Here is a 19,865-nt window from a genome sequence, read left to right on the forward strand (position 1 = left end):
ATGATGGGGGCCGTATAATAACATCGACTATTTGATCGCCCTGCCCTCAGGAAGGATCGTTCCGATGAACCTCGACGACCAGTTTCTCGCCCGCGCCATCGAATTGGCCCGGCACGGCAGCGAAAGCGGCGAAGGCGGGCCGTTCGGCGCCGTCATCGTGCGCGATGGCAAGATCATCGCCGAAGGCTGGAACCGCGTCGTCGCCAGCCATGACCCAACGGCCCACGCCGAAATCAGCGCCATCCGCAGCGCCTGCGCCGGCGCCGATCACTTCCACCTGCCCGGCTGCACCCTCTACGCCTCGAGCGAACCCTGCCCGATGTGCCTGTCCGCCGCCTACTGGGCGCGCATCGACCGCATCGTCTTCGCCAACAGCCGGGCCGAAGCGGCCGCCATCGGCTTTTGCGACGACGAGCTGTACAGCGAGCTGAACCGCCATTTCTCGTCGCGCAGCATCGTCATGGAACACCATCCCATACCCGGCGCACTCGAACCGCTGGAACACTGGGCGGCCAATCCGGGTCGAATCCCCTATTGATTCGGTGGTCAGGACCATGCATTCCAACACCATCCCGCAGCGCGCCGAAACCCTGCAGGTACTTCGCCTGATGGGTCCGTTCGAGCCTATCCTGATGCTCACCGGCGACGACGATGGCTATGGCTCGCGCTGGACACTCTCCGGCCAGCAGGTCCAACCGGCCATCGCCCAATTTCTGATGGATTCGGGCTTCATTGCCGACAGTGGCAAAACCGAGTTCGGCGCCATCAAGCTGGTGCTGACTGAAAAGGGCTGCGAGTTCCGGGAAAAAGGCCTGGCTTGGTGGGCCGAGCTGAACTTTCTGGAAAAGCTCAAGATCACGCTGCTCGGTTAGGTATTGAGATGCAGTCGAAAACAACGCAGCCTGCTTGCCTCTGATGTCGTGGGCGAACCTGGCGTTCATGCTGATGGTCGGCACGAGGTGCTCCCGAGTCTGGGGACCACAGGCAACGGCACCTGCTATACTCGGCGACCTATCAACACCGAAACCGCACGCACGATGATTGCGTAGGGCGGTTTCAACCATGGATATATTACTTCTCGTCGTTCTCATCCTCGTCAATGGCGTTTTCGCCATGTCCGAAATAGCAGTCGTCTCCTCGCGCAAGGCGAGACTCCAGAATCTGGCAGATGACGGCAGCCTGGGAGCAGAAGCCGCGTTATCCCTGCATCAGGAACCCTCCGGTTTCTTGTCCACAATTCAGGTTGGTATCACCTCGGTCGGTATCATGAGCGGCGCCATCGGTGAAGCGGCGATTGCCGACCCGTTGGCCGCCTGGATGGCTGCCTTTCCCCTGCTTGAGCCTTACGCCAAGAGCGTTGCGCTCACCATCACGATTATTGCGCTGACCTATTTCTCTGTCGTGGTGGGCGAGTTGGTGCCGAAACGCCTGGCCATACTGGCGCCTGAAGGCATCGCCTCGCTGATTGCCCGTCCGATGATGTTGCTGGCCAAGGTGACGCATCCTTTGGTGGTCATATTGTCCAGCTCCTCGACCGCGATTCTGGGAATTCTCGGAGCCCGACGCAAGGAAGAGCCGCCTGTCACCAACGACGAAATCAAGGTGCTGATGGAGCAAGGCGCGGAAGCTGGCGTCTTTCACGAGAGCGAACAGGAAATCGTCTCCAACGTCCTGCGGCTCGATGAGCAAAAGATTGCAGCCATCATGACGCCGCGTCGCGAAATGTTCGTCATCGACCTTGACGAAGGCGATGAGGCTGCTCGCCAAAGAATCATCGAAACCGAGTTTTCGCGGGTTGTGGTTTGTCGGGATGGCATGGAGCATGTGCTCGGCATCCTGCAAACCGGGGACCTTCTCAAGAAAGCCTTGCCAGGCGGTCACTGCATCACCGCTGTTGACATCGAGGCCGTTCTCCACCCGCCCTTGTATGTACCGGAAACAGTCACCACAACCCAGTTGCTCGAAAGCTTCCGTCGCGCGCGTCTGCAGTTCGCCCTCATCGTCGATGAATATGGTGACGTCCAGGGCGTGGTGACCCTGACTGACGTCATGTCGGCCATTGTCGGGGAACTCTCCGAGCCGGAAAAGCCGGAAGAGCGCGACATGATTCAGCGCGAGGACGGCTCCTGGCTGGTCGATGGCGACGTCGGTGTCGAACGCATGAAATCGGTACTCGACATTGAGGAAGAACTGCCCGGCGAGGAGGAAAATGGCTTCCATACGCTGGGTGGTTTCATCATGCACGCCCTCGGACGCATTCCAGCACCGACCGACCATTTCAACGCAGCCGGCTGGCGGTTCGAGGTGATGGACATGGACAAGAACCGTGTAGACAAGGTTCTGCTCTCGATAGTCGTCGTTGCCGACCAGCCCAAAGGGGGCGGATCGACTTGACGGTCAGCGCCGGCCCAAGGTCTTGACTTAATCTGATTTGATTTGATTTGATTTTCGGCCGTTTATTCCGGTTGACCGTGGGAATCACGGTTTTGCATGGCCCGAGGCCTCAGCGTGGCGACAGTCGCCATTCGCCCTTGTTGCCGCTTGCCATTAGGCTCATCGGTTCAACAAGGGCTGGAGCACGGCCGCTTACTCAGCGCTTCCCCGGCTTCCTTTTGAAAACACGAGCTCGACGCGACGCATTTTGCGGCGGCATTCTGCCGACCCGCAATTGCCTGGCGGTTTTTCGCCACCGATTACGGTCTTCCTGATCTGCCGGGCTTTTACGCCGAGTTTTTTCAAGCTGGCAGAAACTGCCTCAACCCGCGCATCGGCTACCGCCAGATTGACTGAACGGCTGCCGTTGTCACTGGCGTGCCCGATCAAGGTGACTGACAAGCCGTTGTCTTCTTTCAACAGGCTTGCTGCGTTGCGCAGTTTGTAGATTTCACCATGGCCGACAGCGCTTGAGCCGAAAACAAAGAAGACGCTCATCTTCTCATCGACTTCGGCCTCTGCTTTTTTCGCGGACTGACTTGATGCGCTGATGGGCGGCGACGCAGTCTCCGCTTCAGTGGGCGCCGGCGGCTTGAGCACCTGCTGAACCGGCCGTTCCGGTTGAGACGTCGTGCCACATCCCGACAAAAGAACCATCGAGAACGACAGCCCAAGCATGGCGGCGCGAAAACAGTGGGGGATAGGCACCTTAGTCACGCACCATTTCCGCCAGCGGCGTCGAGGCGAACTCTTCGTCCTTGACCGGCAGATGATCAATCAATTCAGCTAGATTGATATTCAATGTTTTTAGAGCGACATCGGGAATGCTCGCCAGAGCCTCGGGGAGAATGCCTTCAGCCGGCCCGGGAAGCGAGGCAATGGCCTTTCGTCCCTCCTCCGCCAGGAAGAGCCCGACACGTCGCTGATCGACACTATGCCGCTTTTTGACAAGGCAGTCCCTGGCTACCAGCTTGTCGACCAATTGACTGCATGTCGACTGATGGATTCCCAGCCTGCCGGCGAGTTCGGTGATGCCGATTTCCGGAGTCCGCTCAATTTCCTGAAGAACCCACATCTGCGACCCGGGCAGCCCGCAACATTCTTCAAGCTCACGAAAATACTTGCGCATGGTTCCATAAATGACCCGGAACTGCTGCAGAACTTCAAGGGCCAATGGCGGCGTAGGTTCATTCATGTAAATGATAGGTTGCACTAATTTGGGGCTCAAATTATATTGCTAACCAATGCAGTTTTGGCTGCTTTTACAACAATCCTTATCGACAAGGGTTTTCGGGGGGCTTGCCCCCCATTTTTTATGTTCAACTCGATCCAACTCTTCGGTCTGGTGCTGTTAGGTGGTTTGGCCGCCGGCGAAGTGTCGAGAAGAGTTCTTGCCTTGCCACGAACGACCGGCTACGTGCTGTTCGGCTTGCTGGTCGGTCAAAGCGGCCTGAACTGGGTAACGCTTTTGGATATCGAATCGGCACAGCTTTTCATCGATCTGGCGCTGGGTCTGATTCTCTTCGAACTGGGCTACCTGGTTCCGCGCAGTACCCCGCAGGCCGGACGCCAGCGCTTGCTGGCAGGCTGTGCCATTTCGCTGATGGCAGGCTTGCTGGTATTGCTGTTGTTTCTCTACTGGGGTTTTTCCACAGGCTCCGCCCTGTTTGCCGCGGCGCTTTGTGTGGCCACTTCGCCGGCCATCACCATTGCTACCTGTAGCGACGTCGGGGCCAAAGGCGAGCGCACCGGCCTGCTGTACACCATGGTGGCAATCAACGGTGCCGTTGCCTTTGCCGCGGTGGTCCTGCTTGTCCCGTTTCTGATCGACAGCGAGCCACTGAGTGGTTTCGCCCGCATCAGCGATGCGCTGGGCAGCATCATCGGCTCCATCGTTCTCGGTGGGGCCTGCGCCGGATTGGTCCTGCTCGGCGCCGATCGGCTGGAGAAGCAGGCCGAACACCAGCATCTGCTGATTCTCGGCACCATCGTCCTCGGTGTCGGTACGGCCATTTATCTGGATGTCTCCGTCTTTCTGCCCATGCTGATCTTTGGCATTCTGGTCAGCACCATTGACCGTGACCACAAAGTCATCGCCATCCGTATCGCCAGTGACGCCCGGGTTTTTCTGGTCATCACTTTCGTCCTCGCCGGCGCCGCACTGGACATTGCCTACCTGCGTGACTATTGGCTGGAGGCCATCCTGATTGCCCTGGCGCGACTGGCCGGGCAGGTGCTGGCCATCCTGATTTCGCGCAAAAGCATAGGCCTGACGGTGCGTGAGAGCGTTTTTCTGGGCATCGGCCTGCAACCGATGTCGAGCATCGCCCTGGTGCTTCTGGTCAACACCCAGATGCTCTATAGCGGCATGGATGGAAAACTGGTGGGCATGCTCATGGCAACGATCCTGCTGATGCAATTATTTGGTCCGCTGGCGACTCAAACGGCCATCAAGGGATTCGGCGAAGCGACTCGACTTCGCCCCCCAGCAAAAAACGAAGTACCGGCACAAAACATTGGAGGCACATCATGAGCAGACGCCCTTTGCGTATCGGGCTTTCGGCCCGGATCTACCATCCCCTGCCCGGGGCCACCGGGCTGCAATCCAAGTCGCTGCAATACCTTGAACAGTCGGTGGCGCACTGGGTGATGTCACGCGAGGTGATGGTTTTCATGATTCCCTCGGTGAGCGGCGACGGCATGGTACATCGCAGCAGCATTCGCCTCTCGGACTATCCACAATACCTCGACGGGCTGGTCCTGCAGGGCGGCGCCGACATCAGCCCGCAATGCTACGGAGAACAACCGCTGCAAGCCGAGTGGGCGGGCGACCGCCTGCGCGATGCCTATGAAATGGAATTACTCCACGAATTCATGGAAGCCCGCCGGCCGGTGCTGGGCATTTGCCGGGGCGCCCAACTGATCAACGTCGCGCTGGGCGGCACCTTGTACCAGGACATCGCAACGCAGTACGAAGAGCCGCAAATCCATGTGCACGAGGATTACGACAAGCACGCCCATGACATCACCTGGGAACCTGGCAGCGGCCTGGCCAAGCTGTACCCCGAACCGGGCAACAGCAAGGTGATTTCGATTCATCACCAGGCCATCAAGGCACTCGGCAAGGGACTGCGCGTCGAGGCGCGCAGCGCCGAAGATGGCTTGATCGAAGCGATCCGTCTTGAGGGCAAACCCTATGTTCTCGGCCTGCAGTGGCACCCCGAGTTTCACCCGCCGGGCGCCCCGGATTTGCTGAACTGCAATCCGATTCTTGATGAATTCCTGAGCGCGGCGCGAGGCCGGCGTTGGTGATTTTTGACGGCTTTTTGCCGTTGACCGTAGCAAAGGGCAAAGCATGATCGACACGATCATTTCGCCGTTGCGCACCATCTGGGAAAGCCTGCTCGAACGCCTGTTTTTCCTGCCGCCCTTCCCGGAGAGCATCGACTCGCTGGCCTTGTTCAGCCTGCTCCTCGTCGTCGGCCTGCTCATCGGCGAATGGTTGCACGCCCATCTCAAGTGGCCAAAAGTCATCGGCTACGTGCTGGCTGGCATCCTGTTCGGCCCATCAGCGCTGGCCTGGATCAGCATTGAGGCGCTGGCCCAGGCACGACCGATTGCCGACGCGGCGCTCGGTTTGCTGATGATGGAGGTCGGCCGGCGTCTCGACCTGAGTTGGCTGCGCCGCAATCCCGAACTGTTGCGCAGCACCCTGGCCGACATCACGCTGTCGTTTGCCCTGATCTTCAGTTTTGCCCTCTGGCTGGTCGGCCTGACGCCCGCCTGGGCTGCCGCCACGGCGGCCGTGACCATGGCTTCAGCCCCGGCTGTCGTTTTGCTGACCATCGAGGAAGCCAAGGCCCAGGGACAGGTCACCGAACGCATCATCCTGCACACGGCGATTGGCTCCGCTGCTTCCTTTGTTGCCTTCGCCGTCGTGCTCGGCGTCGTTCACGCCGAACTGAGCGAAGACTGGCTGAATGCCATTGCGCATCCGCTGTGGGTGGTCGCCGGCGCCTTGCTGGTCGGCGGCATTGGCACCTGGCTGGCGCTGCGCATTGCCAAAACCTTGCCGAAAGGGTCGCTGGCTCAGGTTTTTGTCCTGATCGCCTGCGCCCTGCTGGCCGTTGGCATCGCGCGCATGCTCGCCGTCCCGGTCTTTTTGACGCTCTTCCTGATGGGCGTTCTGCTCGCTTCGCGTGACCGGCAACAAACCCTGCGTTACACCGAGTTGCCCGAGGGACATTGGCTCCTCGCCATCGTGCTCTTTGTCATCGTCGGCGCCTCCTTGCCCTGGCAGGAATTTACCTGGCTGGCCGGCCTGCAGGCGCTCGGCCTGCTGCTGGTGCGCGCGGCGGCCAAGGCCGCGGCGATGGCCTGGTCGGGCGGCAGCCTGCCCTTGCCCAAACGCCTGCTGGTCGGCATGGGTATCCAGCCGCTGTCGGCCACGGCGGTATTCATGGCTTACGAACTCGCCAGCCTGTATCCGGAAGTCGGCCGTTCGGCCCTGACCTTGCCGCTGTTCGCCGCCGCCATGATGGAACTGGTCGGCCCTGCCCTGTGCCGACTGGCACTGCACAAATCGGGCGAGTGCGAGAGCGGTGAGCGCAGTCAAGGAGGTATTGCATGACAACCAAAGCATTGGGCGACTTCAAGGACAGCGCCGCTTTTTCCCTGGGTGTCGAGCTTGAACTGCAACTCGTCTCGAAGCGCGATTTCAACCTGACACGGGGCGCCACCGACCTGCTCGGCAGCCTCGATTACGACGAACGTTTCGGCGAGATCAAGCTCGAAATCACCGAAAGCATGATCGAAATCAGCACCCAGCCACAAGCTACCGTCGATGGCATTGCAGCCGACCTCGGCGGCCTGCGCGACACCCTGCGCCAGCATTGCGAGCGCAACAACATCGGCATCTGCGGCGGCGGCACGCACCCGTTCCACCATTGGCCGGAACGACGCATCTGCCCGGGCGACCGCTTCAATGACATTTACCAGCGCTACGGTTATCTCGCCAAGCAATTCACCGTCTTCGGCCAGCACGTCCATGTCGGCTGCACCTCGGCCGATGAGGCCATCTGGCTGACCCAGGCGCTCGGCGTCTATGTGCCGGCCTTCATCGCCCTGTCCGCCTCCTCCCCCTTTGTCGATGGCGTGGACAGTTTCTACCAGTCGGCCCGGCTCAACGCCGTTTCAGCCTTTCCGCTGAGCGGCCAGTGCCCACCGCTCGGCAGTTGGCAGGAATTCACCGAGCACTTTGCCTTCCTGCAAGCCTGCGGTATCGCCCAGGGCATCAAGGATCTGTACTGGGATGTCCGCCCGAAACCGGAATTCGGTACGGTTGAAATACGCGTCTGCGATACGCCGCTGACCATCGAACAAGCGACCTCCCTGGCTGCCCTGGCCCAATCCCTTTCCCGCTGGCTGCTGCGCACCCGTCCGCCGCTGCATACCGCCAAACAGGCCCATGTTGCCCGTTACAACAAGTTCCAGGCCTGCCGCTACGGCCTCGAGGCGATGATTTCCGATCCGGAGAACTTATGCCAGACACCATTGAAGCAAACCCTGGCCGACTTGCTCGAAGCCGTTTCGGAGGATGCCCGGGAACTGGACTGCGCCCACTGGCTGAGCCCGCTCAAGCAGGCGGTCGCTGAAAATACGGGCGATGCCGCCTGGCTGCGGGCGAGAGAAGCGCAGCATGGCAATTTGAACGATGTGGTACGCGAAGCCAGCGAACGGCTGATGGGCACAAACAATTAATTTCAGGAGAAAACAAAATGATCCGCCGGTTGCCTGCAGCCTTTTTGTCACTGTTCATCGCCACGGACACATGGGCGGCCAACGCGACCTGCCAATTTGAGCAGGTGCCGGTCGGCCCCCAAAAACTGGGCGCCTGGATCGACAAGAGCAACTGGCTGGCCATTGAAAACCAGCGCCTGACTTTACAGGCCGGCGAGGTATTCATGCCCGCCTGGCGGCTGGCCCCGGCTGGCGATGCTCAACCCGCGGCGGCGAAGCAACGCCCGATCGATGATTTTCCGGTTGTCGATCCGCTCGATGGCAGCCGGCGCGACCTCGGATTTTTGCTCGACAGTCGCCTCTACGCCGATGGCCTCGTCGTCCTGCGCAATGGTCGGGTCGTCGCCGAACGCTATCGCAATGGACTGACGCCTGACAAACCCAGGCTATTGCTTGAAGCAACCCGTCCGTTGCTCAATCTGCTCGGCGCCATGAGCGTCAGCCAGGGCAAACTGGCCGCCGACAAGTCGGTCAGCCGTTTTCTTCCCAACGTGCCGCCGTCAGCCGGGCTGCGCAAGCTGTCGATCCGGCGCCTGCTCGAAAGCGAGGATCGCCATGCCTGGACAGCGGAAGACCTCGAATCCTGGCAACTGGCCGGTGGCTGGACAACGAACCAGGCCGGCAACGGCATCCGTGCCTGGCTTTCCCAGGCCGGGCGTTGGGAAAAGCCGCTGGACGAACCGGCTGAAACCTCCTTTGCCGCCGCCCCGGATGACGACCTGTTGGCCTGGATATTGGCCGAGAGCAACGCCATGCCGCTTTCGCAACTGTTTTGCGAAAGACTGCTGAGCCGCAACGCACCGGAACACCCCATCGTCTGGCTGAGCGACCCGCGTGGCGTCCAATTGGCCAACGGGCTTGGTTTGTCCCTGCGCGATTTTGCCAAACTGGGCCAGGTTCTGGTCGACGCCCGGAGCAGCCGAAATCGCGGCAAAATTCCCTCGTGGTTCATCGAAACGCTGACCGCCTCATCGGGCATGCGCTCGGCCGAAATCAAGGGCCTCACCAAAGGCAGCGAGCAGCGCTACGGCTTCGTCCATCTCGGCGGGTCGCCGAATCGGGTGGCACTGATCGGGGCGCATGGCACCAGCCTCTATATCGATTTCGATGAACGCCTGGTCATTGCGCTTTATGCGACCCGTCCCGGCGAAAGCACGCCCGGCACGCTGGCATTGCTGGAACACGCCTGGAAGGCCATAGACTTGGCAATTGCTCGGCCGGAAAAGCTCAAAAAGCCGTGATTTCCTGACTTCCACGGTCAACCGGAAATAACGGCCAAATTTGAAATAACAAACGGCGGCTTGCTATGCTTAAATCATCCCAACGTCCCAAATGATCCAACCGCCATGTTAGACAGCGACCACGCCGCCTTCATCCAGACCGGAGTCAGCATCAGCCTGGCCGCCTGCGCCGTTGATCGCCTGCCCTGCATGAGCCGGGGTCTGGGTTGCAAGCTGATCGACGGCGGGCGTCAAGTCGCGATATTCATCAAGCGCTCGCAGTCGGCCGAACTCCTCGACAACATCCGCAACACCGGCCGGGTCGCCAGTGTTTTCAACCTGCCGAGCAGCAACCGCACCGTGCAGCTAAAGGGTGTCGATGCGCACATCCAGCCCTTCGATCCAGCCGATCTGCCGGTGATCGCATCGCACGTTTCCCTGTTCCTCGACGAAGTCATCCCCTTCGGCATGCAGGAAAACATGATTCGGGCCATGTTCGCCTGCACGGTCGACGACCTCGTGACGGTGGTGTACTCACCGAGCGCCGCCTTCACCCAGACGCCAGGCCCGAAAGCCGGAGACCCGCTGGGCGCTGCGTCATGAGCCTGCGCCTCGAGACCATCCGCGAATGTCTGGAGGGCATCATCCCGGGCCACATCGCCACCTGCGACCGGGCCGGAATGCCCAACCTGGCCTACCTCTCCCAGGTCGAATTCATCGACAACGAACACGTCGCGCTGTCCTACCAGTTCTTCAACCGAACCCGGCAGAACATCCTGGCCGACTCGCCGGTGCGCCTGCTGCTGACCAGCCACCTGACCGGCGCCCAGTACCGGCTGACCCTGCACTACCTGCGCACCGAGGCGGCCGGGCCGCTCTTTGAGCAGATGCGGGCCAAACTGGCCGGGATCGCCTCGCATACCGGCATGGCCGGCATCTTTCAGTTGCTCGGCGCCGACATCTACCGTGTGCTGAATATCGAACAGGTGCCCGGCGAGACCGTGGCGCCGCCTCCGCCCCCAGTCAATTGCCTGAACGCCCTGCGCCGGACGGTCGACCGCCTGGCCACCTGCAACACGCTGGAATGCCTGCTCGAAAAGGCCGTCGACTGCCTGGAAAAAGAGTTCGGCATCGCCCATCTCATGCTGCTCATGCACGACGAGGCGCGCGGCCGCCTGTACACCCTGGCCAGCCGCGGCTACCCCGAATCCGGCATCGGCTCGGAAATTCCGGTCGGCGCCGGCGTCATCGGCATCTGCGCCCGCGAACGCACGCCGATCCGGATCGGCTTCACCAACAGCGAGTACGCCTACGGCCGTACCGTGCGCGATGGCATCGCCGCCGACGGTCAGGCCGACGCCCTGGAAACGGCCATTCCGCTGCCGGGCCTGCCCGATGCGGCGAGCCAGATGGCCGTGCCGATCAGCGTCGCCGGCCGCCTGCTCGGCGTGCTCTATGTCGAGAGCGTGTCCGACCTGCATTTCGGCTACGACGAAGAAGACGCCCTCGTCGCCTTCGCCGCCCAACTGGGTCTTGCCATCGTCCACCACCAGCCGGCCGACGACCAGCCCGACGAGCCGGCCGGCAGCGAAGAAGCAGCTCCGGCCGTCGCCGGCACACCGCTGACCATTCGCCACTTCGCCGCCACCGACAGCGTTTTCATCGATGACGACTACCTGATCAAGGGCGTCGCCGGGGCCATCCTCTGGGTGCTGCTCAGCGATTTTGCCGAACGTCGGCGCACCAGTTTCACCAACAAGGGCTTGCGGGTCGATCCCCGCATCCGCCTGCCGGGCGTCAGCGACAACCTCGAAGCACGTCTGGTACTGCTGCAGCGCCGGCTGGAAGAACGCGACGCCGGCATCCGGCTGACCAAGACCGGGCGCGGCCGTTTTTCACTGGCCGTGGACCGCCCGCTGCAGCTCCTCGAAAGCTGATTTTCGGGCGCTTGGCCCACCTTTCCTTAAATCTTCATTCAGCGTTTCTTAAAAGAATCGTAAGCAGCCTCTGGTCGTCTTGTCAGGGTTTTCGGGCGGCCTAGACTTCCTCCATCGATTAACGATTGGAGAGGCCATGACCCCGAAGCCCCCGGCAAAAAACCCGCAGCAACTGCTCGAACAGATGCTGCTCATCCGCGCCTACGAAGAGGCCATCGTCAACGGCAGCGCCGCCGGCAAGATGCCCGGCACCTGCACCTCGGTCGGCCAGGAAGCGGCCGCCGTCGGCGTGGTCAACGCGCTTGCCGCGGAAGACCTGATCCTGACCAACCATCGCAGCGCCGGCCACCTGCTCGCCCGCGGCGCCGACCCCGGCCGTCTGTTGGCCGAAGTCATGGGCCGCCGCGACGGCTACTGCAAGGGCAAGAGCGGCTCGCTGCACATTTCGGCCAAGGAGCTCGGCGTCGTGTTGACCTCGACCATCGTCGGCGCCGAACTGTCGATGGCGCCCGGCGTCGCCCTGGCGCAGAGCATGCTCGGCCGCCCCGGCATCGTCGTCTGTTTCTTTGGCGACGGCGCGGCCTGCGAGGGCAGCTTTCACGAATCGCTCAATCTTGCCGCGCTGTGGAACCTGCCCATCCTCTACGTCTGCGAGAACAACCACTGGCAAGCCTTCGTCCATCGGCGCGAAGCAATGAGCCGCGAGCATGTCGCTGACTGGGCCGCCGGCTACGGCATCCCGGCCCGGACGGTGGACGGCAACGATGTCTTCGCCGTGCTCGAAGCCGCCCAGGCCGCCGCCACCCAGGTCCGCGAGAGCGGCCGACCCTACCTGCTCGAAACCCTGACCTACCGGACTCGTGGCCACCTCGAACCGGACGACCAGGGTTATGTCGACAAGGCCGAACTAGCCACCTGGCTCGCCCGCGACCCGATCGCTGCAGGCCGCGCCCGCTTGCTAGCCGACGGGCTACTGAGTCCTGCCCAGGCCGCAACCATGGCCGACAAGGTGGCCAGCCGCATCGCCGTCGCCCAGGCCTTTGCCGAAGCATCGCCTTTCCCTGCCGCGGATGAACTGACCCGCGACGTCTACGCCTGAGGATTCCCATGCCAACCCTGACTATTTACGATGCCGTCGGCGCCGCGCTGACCGAGGAAATGCGCCGCGACCACAATGTCATCGCCTTCGGCGAAGGCATCGCCACCAAACGCCACGAGCTGGTCGACGAATTCGGCGCCCTGCGCATCCGCAACACGCCGCTGGCCGAGGGCATCATTGCTGGCACGGCCGTCGGTGCCGCCGCCATGGGCCTGCGCCCGGTCGTCGACCTGCTTTTCGCGCCCTTTCTCTGCTACGCCATGGACGAACTGGTCAACAGCGCCGGCAAGCTGCGCTACCTGTCCGGCGGCCAGTTCTCCTTCCCCCTCGTCACGCTGGCCATGACCGGCGCCGGCTGGGGCGTCGGCGCCCAGCACAACCACAATGTCGAGGCCTGGTTCGTGCACAGCCCCGGCCTCAAGGTGGTCATGCCAAGCACGCCGGCCGACGCCAAGGCCCTGCTCAAGACGGCCATTCGCGACGATAACCCGGTGCTTTTCTTCCTCGACATCGGGCTGCTCTACCAGCCGGGCGAAGTACCGGCTGGCGAACATCTGCTGCCGCTGGGCCAGGCCGCCATCGTCCGCGACGGACGCGACGTCACGCTGGTTTCCTACGGCAAGACGGTGCACCACTGCCAGCAGGCGGCCGACCAACTGGCCGGCCACGGCATCGCCGCCGAGGTCATCGACCTGCGCAGCCTGAAGCCGCTCGACGAGGCGACCATCCTCGCCTCCGTGCGGAAAACCGGTCGCCTGGTCGTCGTGCACGAAGCCAACCGCCTGTGCGGCATCGGTGCCGAGATCGCCGCGCTGGTCGCCGAACACGCCTTCGCCGACCTCAAGGCACCGATCGTCCGCCTGGGCGGCCCCGATGCCCCGGCCGCCGCCAGTTACCCGCTCGAACAGGCCTCGGTCCCGTCAGCCGAGGCGATTGCCGAGGCAGCCCGACGCCTCTGTTCCACCTGAAAACAAGCTTCAACATCAATTTTCAAAAAGGAGAAAAACCATGCACCCCAACCCCAAAACCCTCATCGCCGCCACCCTGGCCTGCGCCCTGTTCAACACCAGCGCCGTGGCCGCCGACAGCGATTCGGTACTGATCAAACGCGGCGAAAAACTGATCGCCTTCGGTGGCTGCGTCGATTGCCACACACCTTTCAAAATGGGTGCCAACGGCCCCGAGAAGGACATGGCGCGAGGCCTTTCCGGCCATCCCGAAGAGCTTCGCCTGCCGCCTTCGCCCAAGCTCGACAACGCCTGGAACTGGGCCGGTTCGGCGACCATGACGGCCTTCGTCGGCCCGTGGGGCACGACCTACGCATCCAACCTGACGCCCGACCGCGAGACCGGCATCGGCGCCTGGCGCGAGCAGGATTTCATCCAGGCCATGCGCACCGGCAAGCATGTCGGCGTGGCCCGCCCGATCCTGCCGCCCATGCCCTGGCAGGCGGTCGCCTCGCTATCTGAAAGGGACTTGCGGGCGATTTTTACCTACCTCAAGTCGCAACCAGCCGTGAAGAACAAGGTGCCCGACTATCTGCCGCCCGCCACCAGCATCAGCAAAGCCGGCGGCTGAGCGTTCGTCCGGCATCACCAGGAGCCAGCCTGCTGTGTTGCAGGCCGGCTCATGAGTTTCCGGAAAATCGCCGCCGAAAGCAGACTCCAACGGTCAACCGGAAAAATTGGCCAAAATTGAAATGGCCAGCGCCGAAGCAAGCCAGCTGCGATCAACGGCAATGCCGCTAAAATGGCGCTGCCTCCACCTCAACGCGCCCGATGCCCCGTCCCTCGCTCAACACCCAGATTCTGATCGGCTGCCTGCTCGGCATTTCGGGCGGTCTGTGGCTCGCCACCCAGCCAGCTGCGGAACCCGTCGTCGGCAACACGCTGTACGGCGCCAAGATGCTTGGCAACCTGTTTCTCGACCTGTTGCGCATGGTTCTGGTGCCGCTGGTCTTTTCGTCGATTGTCGTTGGCGTCGCCAACCTGCGCGCCCATCAGCAGATGCACCGGGTATGGACGACGACGCTCGCCTTCTTTGCGCTGTCGATGGCGCTGGCCATTGTCCTCGGCCTCGGCGCCGCCAACCTTTTCCGCCCCGGCGATGGCCTGCACCTGGCCATGTTCGCCGACGCCACGCGGGATTTCCAGGCGCGCCAGATGCCGCTGCCCGACTACATCGCGCAGTTCATGCGCGGGCTGTTCCAGAACCCGTTCAAGGCGCTGGCCCAGGGGGACATCCTGGCCGTCGTCATCATTGCGTTGTTTCTCGGCATTGCGCTGGTCATCGGCGGCGAGCGCTACAAGAACCTGCGCGTGCTGATCCAGGAATTGCAGGAACTCTGCCTGCTCATCGTCGGCTGGATCATGCGCCTCGCCCCCTTCGGCCTCGCCGCGCTGCTGCTGCAACTGGTCGCCACGCAGAATGCCGATCTGCTCGCCAGCCTCGCCCATTTCATCAGCGTCGTCGTCGGCACGACGCTGTTCCACGGCATCGTCGTCCTGCCGCTGCTGCTCTGGCTGGTTACCCGCATGTCGCCGCTGCGTTTCTGGAGAGGCGCGAAGGAAGCCCTGATCACCGCCTTCGCCACGAGTTCAAGCGCCGCCACACTACCCATCACGCTGCGCTGCACCGAGCAGCACCTGCACGTCAAAAAGGACATCGCCAACTTCGTCGTGCCGCTCGGCGCCACCGCCAACATGGACGGCACGGCGCTCTACGAAGCCGCCGCCGCGCTGTTCGTCGCCCGCCTGGCCGGCATCGAACTCGATCTCGCCCACCAGCTCATCATCTTCTTCGTCGCCATGCTCGGTGCCATTGGCGCCCCGGGCATCCCCAGCGTCGGCATGCTGAGTATGGTGCTGGTGCTTGAATCGGTCGGCCTGCCCACCGCCGCGATTGCCATCCTGCTCCCCATCGACCGCATCCTCGATACCGTGCGCACGGCCGTCAATGTCGAAGGCGACATGGTCGGCAGCCTGATCGTGCAGAAACTGACCGAATCAGGCGGCGAAAAACACGCCTGACCGGCCAGGAACCATCATTTCCCGGCTTCCCGCCGGGCGACGAATTCAACTGGCGTGTGGACGCTAAGGCCCCCACCGCTTTCCAGCACGAAATGCAGTTCGCCGGCCTTGAGCGTTGCACGGTAGCGATGCGTCACCTCGCGGCCTGAACCGTCGCCCACCACCTCCTGGCTGTGGGTGATGAAATTGAGTTGTTCGCCCTTCAGGGCGCCCTGTTCAACGGTCCGCGCCACCCGCAGATAGCTGGCCGTGCCATGCACCTCGCCATTTTCCGGACGCAGTTCGAAACGCTCGGCGTGCTCGGCGCCCCAGTCGTATTTGACGGTAGCCAACCAGCGTCCGGCAAGGCTTTGCGCCAACTCAGAGGCAACCGGCGTCGGCCCATCAGATGACCGCCCCAGCCAGTTGCCTCTCAAACCAAACGCCAACAGCACGATCACGGCCAGGGCGGCCAGACCCCAAAGCAGCCCGGAGCGCCGCAACGGACGACGGCTGGCCGGGAAGAACGGCTTGATGACCTCGACCAGCCGCGCCACGTCCGACGTCCACCCGATATCCGACAGAATGAAGGACTGACGCCGGGCCAGCGCCGCGATACCCGGCGGCAAGTGCTTTTCGGCCGGCATCGCCGCGCCGCCGACGAGCACCGGCAGCACTGCCTTTCCCGATTTCATGCCGGCCTCGATCTCCCGCCGGACGAAGTCCTCCGGCTCGTCGAGGCGACGAACGCCATTCCGGCTCACCGTCAGCCACGCCGGGCCGATCACCACCAGCATGACATCGACGGCCGCCAGTTGTTTCTCGATGGCAACGACAAAGTCCTCACCCGGGTGGATGTCCTCGATGTCACGAAACACGTTGTCCGCACCGAAGGTCGAGACCAGGGCATCGGCCAGACGGCCGGCAAAACCGGCCTGATCGTCGCGACGGTAACTGATGAATATTCCAGACATGGGACAAGTCTCCTTGATGGAACAGGCGCGCGTGGATTGCCACGGTCAACCGGAAAAATCGGCCAAATCCGGAATACCCCGACACTACCGCAAGGACGGGAACCCTGGCCACCTGCCGCCGTCAACGCATATGAATATTTGAACTACGATAGGTTCATGATTCCGATCCGGAAGGAGGCAGCCATGGTGGTCATCGTTTTCCGTACCCGACTCAAGGATGGCATCGACGAACAAGCCCTGACCGCGCTGGGCGAACGGATGTTCGAAATCGCCTCGGCCATGCCCGGCTTCATTTCCTACAAGGATTTCGCTGCAGCCGATGGCGAAAACGTCTCCATCGTCGAATTCGACAGTCTGGAAACCCTCATCGCCTGGCGCGACAATCCGGAGCATCTGGCGGCCCAGGAGCATGGCCGGCAGAAATACTTTGCGTCCTACCAGGTCCAGGTCTGCGCCCCGGTCCGCAGTTACCGGTTCGATGCCAGCGGCCGGCACGTCGTGGACTAGCACGCCGTGACAGCGAGTGTGCCGCTTCATCTGAGAATTTTCATTTCCTCACCCGGCGATGTCGGCGACGAGCGGCGTCTGGCCCGCGAAGTCATCGAATCCCTGCCGCGCGACCCGGCCTATCGCGGCAAGATCACCAGCGAAGCGATTGCCTACGACGACCCCGATGCGCCGTCGCCCATGCCGGCCGGCATCACCCCGCAACTCGGCGTCAATCTTTACAAGGGACCGGCCAGCGCCTGCGACCTGACCATCGTCATCCTGTGGAGCCGGCTCGGCACCCCGGTTTCGGCCGATTGCGTGCGCAGCGATGGCAGCCGCTACGAATCCGGCACCGTGTCGGAATACGAAAATGCACTGGCCGCCGGCAAGGAGGTCTGGATATTCCGGCGCAGCGAAAAGCCCCGGGTCGAGCTCGACGATCCCGATTTCGACGCCAAGCTCAAGCAATACCGGGCGGTCGGCAGCTTTCTCGAGCGCCTCCAGAATACCGACGGCTCGGCCGCCGGCGGCCGCCACGACTACGCCGACCCGGCGGAATTCGCCGCCTTGTTCCGCAAGCTCCTGAGCGCCTGTTTCACGGCGTACCTGGATCGCCAGCCAGGGGCCGTGCCGGTTGCGGCGCCACCACCTTCACCCGATATCGAACCGCCCTTCCTGGCCCCCGAGGTCGACCGCGACCACGCCATCGTCGGCCGTGATGAACTGGTTCGCCAGGTCTGGGAACGGGCCATCGCCGGCAAAAGCCAGAGCCTGCTGTTCCTGCCCGGCGTCGGCAAAACGACAGTCGCCCAAGCCCTGCTGGCCGATCGCCAGCGCCTGCTCGACCACTTCGACGGCGTACTGTGGGCCGACCTCGGACGCCAGCCCATGGTCGGCGAACAACTACGCCGCTGGGCCACGGCCTTGCAGGTTCCCGACGAACGCAAGGCCAGCCTGGCCAGCATCGACGACTGGAAAGCGACGGTCAAGGCAGCGATCGGCAATCGCCGGATTCTGGTCGTTCTCGACGATGTCTGGCAGAACAAGGCAGCCCGGGAATTCATGCACCTCGTCCCGCGCGGCGTCTTCATCATCACCACGCGCTGCAAGGACGTCGCCGCCATGCTCGGCGACCCCGAACTGGTACCGGAACTCGACGCCACGACCGGCCTCGCGCTACTCACCGAGATCGCCCCGAAGGCAGTCGCCTACGACCCTGATGGGGCGAGCAATCTGGTCAGCGCCGTCTATGGACTGCCGCTGGCCCTGGTCCTGATCGGCAAATACCTGCGCCGCGAATCGTCGGACGGCGACCCCGACCGCACTGCAAGCGCCTTCCAGACCATGGCCGAAGCCGGCCACCGCCTCGAAATCAACCCCGACGAAGAGGCCGGAGCGCATTCGCTGGCCGAAATCATCGAAGTCAGCTTCGCCGCCCTGCGCACCGACGATGCGCGACAGGCCATCCTCAACCTCGCCATCTTCCGTCCCAAGCCCAACACCTTTTCCAAGGACATCGCCCGGCAAGTTGCCGGCACCGAAGCGGCCGTGCTGTATGACCTGAGCGACATCGGCCTGATCGAGCATTACGGCGACGGCGAATACACCATGCACCGGGTGATCGCCGAATATGCCCGGACCAGGCTGCCGCTGACCGAATCCCAGGCGCTGCACCACCAGGCCGTCAATTACTACGCCCGGCAATTGCAGCAGGACATCGACGACAACCCGGTCGCCTACCTTGGCTGGTACCGCTACGAACAGACCGACTGGCAGGCGACCAAGGACGCCTGGCTCTACCATCTGGCCCATGCCGGCAACGCGGTGAGCAGCGTGCAGGCATTCCTGCGTGTCTATTTCGACGCCTTCTGGTGGTGGGGCTATTACCAGCGCTTCCCCTTCTGCGAACGCCTCCTGCTCGAATGGCAGCAACGGCGCAGCGTCGATCCCAAGGTGCGCCAGGGACTCGATCAACTCGCCGCGTTTCAGAGCGCCTACCCGGAAGGCTACGAAAAGGCCGCCCGCGGCAACTGGAACGAGGTCGAACGCTCGCTCACCCGTCTGCGGCAAGGCCTCGGGCTGGAAGGCGAAATTTCCGCCATCCGCGATGAAGACGCCCGCCGGGTGCGCGGTTTCACCGACTTCCTGTTGGCCGAGGCCTACGCCTACGGCCGCCACGACCACGAGGGCGCCCTCAAACGCTATGCTGCCGCCCACGACATTTTCCATCTCGATGGCGACCTCTGGGTGGCGGCCTGGCTCTGTTTCTATGTCGCCCAATATCTCCTCGAGCAAGGCAGCCTCGACGATTCGGCAGAATATGCCCGGCGCTCGCTGACCGAAGCCGGCTGCGCCGCCGGGGGCGAGGATGCGCCGTTGGCCGAACGCGACTCCGAACTGCTCGCCAACAATTACCGACTGCTCGGCGACCTGGCCATCGCCGGCCAACAGCATGCGCTGGCCGCCCAGCACTACCTGCGGGCGACTTTCTATGCCTACGCCTTCCAGGCGATTCCTGAACCCGCCGATACCTACACCATGGCCTTCTATCAGGAAATCACCAGCCGCATCGCCGGGCAGGCCGCCAACCTTGCCGGCACTGACCAGGCCGCCGGCACGACGCTCTGCGAGACGATGCTCAACTATTGGCAGTTTTACTGGCAACGCCATCCGGAACAAACGACCGCCAACGGCTTGGCTGACGCGCTGAGCAATGCCGATCCCGTCGCCATCGCGGCCGCCCTCTTCCCGCCGCCCATCACCGGCGACATCCTGAGCGGGGCAGCCGACTACGCCAGGGAAGTCGAGGCGATCATCCCCTCGCTGGCCACCGCTCTCGACAAATTGAATCAGGCCGGCAAATAAGGGGCAAGGCGCCCGTTACAAAGCAACCGTACCGACCAATC

General features: G+C 62.8%; 19 protein-coding genes. 16 read left to right on the top strand and 3 right to left on the bottom strand.

Translation table 11 applies throughout. The features are described 5' to 3' along the window. The first annotated feature begins 64 nt into the window (after positions 1-64). The 3 genes from KI610_RS12775 (at position 65) to KI610_RS12785 (ending at position 2,394) form a co-directional block, all read left to right on the top strand. On the top strand, positions 65-538 hold the full coding sequence (locus tag KI610_RS12775) for a nucleoside deaminase (RefSeq protein ID WP_226495346.1): 474 nt from the start codon (positions 65-67) through the stop codon (positions 536-538). Between the two features lie 16 nt (positions 539-554). Next, positions 555-872, top strand: coding sequence for a hypothetical protein (locus tag KI610_RS12780; protein WP_226495347.1), 318 nt, complete (start codon positions 555-557; stop codon positions 870-872). A gap of 190 nt (positions 873-1,062) precedes the next feature. Then, complete coding sequence (locus KI610_RS12785) at positions 1,063-2,394, top strand: hemolysin family protein (RefSeq protein ID WP_226495348.1); 1,332 nt, start codon at positions 1,063-1,065, stop codon at positions 2,392-2,394. Positions 2,395-2,586: 192 nt separating this feature from the next. Here KI610_RS12785 and KI610_RS12790 read toward each other — a convergent pair whose 3' ends face one another. Beyond that, positions 2,587-3,150 carry an OmpA family protein gene (locus tag KI610_RS12790; RefSeq protein WP_226495349.1) on the bottom strand — a complete coding sequence of 188 codons (564 nt, stop codon included), beginning with the start codon at positions 3,148-3,150 and terminating at the stop codon, positions 2,587-2,589. Then, positions 3,143-3,628: a MarR family winged helix-turn-helix transcriptional regulator gene (locus KI610_RS12795; RefSeq protein ID WP_226495350.1), complete on the bottom strand. Its 486-nt coding sequence runs from the start codon at positions 3,626-3,628 to the stop codon at positions 3,143-3,145. The genes KI610_RS12790 and KI610_RS12795 overlap by 8 nt, the downstream gene beginning before the upstream one ends. Before the next feature lie 120 nt (positions 3,629-3,748). Here KI610_RS12795 and KI610_RS12800 point away from each other — a divergent pair, with 120 nt between their 5' ends. From KI610_RS12800 to KI610_RS12850, 11 genes are all read left to right on the top strand, one after another. After that, a complete protein-coding gene (locus KI610_RS12800; protein WP_226495351.1) occupies positions 3,749-4,966 on the top strand; it encodes a cation:proton antiporter in 1,218 nt (405 codons plus the stop codon). Continuing rightward, entirely contained in the window at positions 4,963-5,745 is a 783-nt protein-coding gene (locus KI610_RS12805; RefSeq protein WP_226495352.1) for a gamma-glutamyl-gamma-aminobutyrate hydrolase family protein, read from the top strand. The genes KI610_RS12800 and KI610_RS12805 overlap by 4 nt, the downstream gene beginning before the upstream one ends. Before the next feature lie 43 nt (positions 5,746-5,788). Further along, entirely contained in the window at positions 5,789-7,063 is a 1,275-nt protein-coding gene (locus KI610_RS12810; protein ID WP_226495353.1) for a cation:proton antiporter, read from the top strand. Then, a complete protein-coding gene (locus KI610_RS12815) occupies positions 7,060-8,193 on the top strand; it encodes a YbdK family carboxylate-amine ligase (protein ID WP_226495354.1) in 1,134 nt (377 codons plus the stop codon). The genes KI610_RS12810 and KI610_RS12815 overlap by 4 nt, the downstream gene beginning before the upstream one ends. A gap of 17 nt (positions 8,194-8,210) precedes the next feature. Beyond that, the gene (locus tag KI610_RS12820; protein ID WP_226495355.1) at positions 8,211-9,473 is read left to right on the top strand and encodes a serine hydrolase; all 1,263 of its coding nucleotides are present in this window, start codon (positions 8,211-8,213) and stop codon (positions 9,471-9,473) included. A 105-nt stretch (positions 9,474-9,578) separates the two neighbouring features. Further along, positions 9,579-10,055: a hypothetical protein gene (locus KI610_RS12825; protein ID WP_226495356.1), complete on the top strand. Its 477-nt coding sequence runs from the start codon at positions 9,579-9,581 to the stop codon at positions 10,053-10,055. Then, positions 10,052-11,389, top strand: a complete 1,338-nt coding sequence (locus tag KI610_RS12830; RefSeq protein WP_226495357.1) for a GAF domain-containing protein — start codon at positions 10,052-10,054, stop codon at positions 11,387-11,389. Before KI610_RS12825 ends, KI610_RS12830 begins: the two co-directional genes overlap by 4 nt. A gap of 136 nt (positions 11,390-11,525) precedes the next feature. Then, positions 11,526-12,488 carry a thiamine pyrophosphate-dependent dehydrogenase E1 component subunit alpha gene (locus KI610_RS12835; protein ID WP_226495358.1) on the top strand — a complete coding sequence of 321 codons (963 nt, stop codon included), beginning with the start codon at positions 11,526-11,528 and terminating at the stop codon, positions 12,486-12,488. A gap of 8 nt (positions 12,489-12,496) precedes the next feature. Further along, positions 12,497-13,456 (top strand): alpha-ketoacid dehydrogenase subunit beta, encoded by a 960-nt coding sequence (locus KI610_RS12840; RefSeq protein ID WP_226495359.1) that lies wholly within the window; start codon positions 12,497-12,499, stop codon positions 13,454-13,456. Between the two features lie 40 nt (positions 13,457-13,496). Beyond that, entirely contained in the window at positions 13,497-14,066 is a 570-nt protein-coding gene (locus tag KI610_RS12845) for a diheme cytochrome c-553 (RefSeq protein ID WP_226495360.1), read from the top strand. A 200-nt stretch (positions 14,067-14,266) separates the two neighbouring features. After that, positions 14,267-15,517, top strand: a complete 1,251-nt coding sequence (locus KI610_RS12850) for a dicarboxylate/amino acid:cation symporter (protein WP_226495361.1) — start codon at positions 14,267-14,269, stop codon at positions 15,515-15,517. A gap of 14 nt (positions 15,518-15,531) precedes the next feature. On the opposite strand, the gene KI610_RS12855 is transcribed toward KI610_RS12850, so the two are convergent. Then, a complete protein-coding gene (locus KI610_RS12855) occupies positions 15,532-16,470 on the bottom strand; it encodes a toll/interleukin-1 receptor domain-containing protein (RefSeq protein ID WP_226495362.1) in 939 nt (312 codons plus the stop codon). 156 nt (positions 16,471-16,626) lie between these two features. Here KI610_RS12855 and KI610_RS12860 point away from each other — a divergent pair, with 156 nt between their 5' ends. Then, positions 16,627-16,977, top strand: coding sequence for an antibiotic biosynthesis monooxygenase family protein (locus KI610_RS12860; protein ID WP_226495363.1), 351 nt, complete (start codon positions 16,627-16,629; stop codon positions 16,975-16,977). Between the two features lie 18 nt (positions 16,978-16,995). After that, a complete protein-coding gene (locus KI610_RS12865; RefSeq protein WP_226495364.1) occupies positions 16,996-19,824 on the top strand; it encodes an NB-ARC domain-containing protein in 2,829 nt (942 codons plus the stop codon). Positions 19,825-19,865: the final 41 nt, after the last annotated feature.

The sequence above is a fragment of the Ferribacterium limneticum genome (assembly GCF_020510565.1).
GTDB classification, from domain to species: domain Bacteria; phylum Pseudomonadota; class Gammaproteobacteria; order Burkholderiales; family Rhodocyclaceae; genus Azonexus; species Azonexus limneticus_B.

Coding starts and splice junctions, on each gene's coding strand:
- KI610_RS12775 (WP_226495346.1), top strand. CDS start 65: ATGAACCTCGACGACCAGTTTCTCGCCCGCGCCATCGAATTGGCCCGG.
- KI610_RS12780 (WP_226495347.1), top strand. CDS start 555: ATGCATTCCAACACCATCCCGCAGCGCGCCGAAACCCTGCAGGTACTT.
- KI610_RS12785 (WP_226495348.1), top strand. CDS start 1,063: ATGGATATATTACTTCTCGTCGTTCTCATCCTCGTCAATGGCGTTTTC.
- KI610_RS12795 (WP_226495350.1), bottom strand. CDS start 3,628: ATGAATGAACCTACGCCGCCATTGGCCCTTGAAGTTCTGCAGCAGTTC.
- KI610_RS12800 (WP_226495351.1), top strand. CDS start 3,749: ATGTTCAACTCGATCCAACTCTTCGGTCTGGTGCTGTTAGGTGGTTTG.
- KI610_RS12805 (WP_226495352.1), top strand. CDS start 4,963: ATGAGCAGACGCCCTTTGCGTATCGGGCTTTCGGCCCGGATCTACCAT.
- KI610_RS12810 (WP_226495353.1), top strand. CDS start 5,789: ATGATCGACACGATCATTTCGCCGTTGCGCACCATCTGGGAAAGCCTG.
- KI610_RS12815 (WP_226495354.1), top strand. CDS start 7,060: ATGACAACCAAAGCATTGGGCGACTTCAAGGACAGCGCCGCTTTTTCC.
- KI610_RS12820 (WP_226495355.1), top strand. CDS start 8,211: ATGATCCGCCGGTTGCCTGCAGCCTTTTTGTCACTGTTCATCGCCACG.
- KI610_RS12825 (WP_226495356.1), top strand. CDS start 9,579: ATGTTAGACAGCGACCACGCCGCCTTCATCCAGACCGGAGTCAGCATC.
- KI610_RS12830 (WP_226495357.1), top strand. CDS start 10,052: ATGAGCCTGCGCCTCGAGACCATCCGCGAATGTCTGGAGGGCATCATC.
- KI610_RS12835 (WP_226495358.1), top strand. CDS start 11,526: ATGACCCCGAAGCCCCCGGCAAAAAACCCGCAGCAACTGCTCGAACAG.
- KI610_RS12840 (WP_226495359.1), top strand. CDS start 12,497: ATGCCAACCCTGACTATTTACGATGCCGTCGGCGCCGCGCTGACCGAG.
- KI610_RS12845 (WP_226495360.1), top strand. CDS start 13,497: ATGCACCCCAACCCCAAAACCCTCATCGCCGCCACCCTGGCCTGCGCC.
- KI610_RS12850 (WP_226495361.1), top strand. CDS start 14,267: ATGCCCCGTCCCTCGCTCAACACCCAGATTCTGATCGGCTGCCTGCTC.
- KI610_RS12855 (WP_226495362.1), bottom strand. CDS start 16,470: ATGTCTGGAATATTCATCAGTTACCGTCGCGACGATCAGGCCGGTTTT.
- KI610_RS12860 (WP_226495363.1), top strand. CDS start 16,627: ATGATTCCGATCCGGAAGGAGGCAGCCATGGTGGTCATCGTTTTCCGT.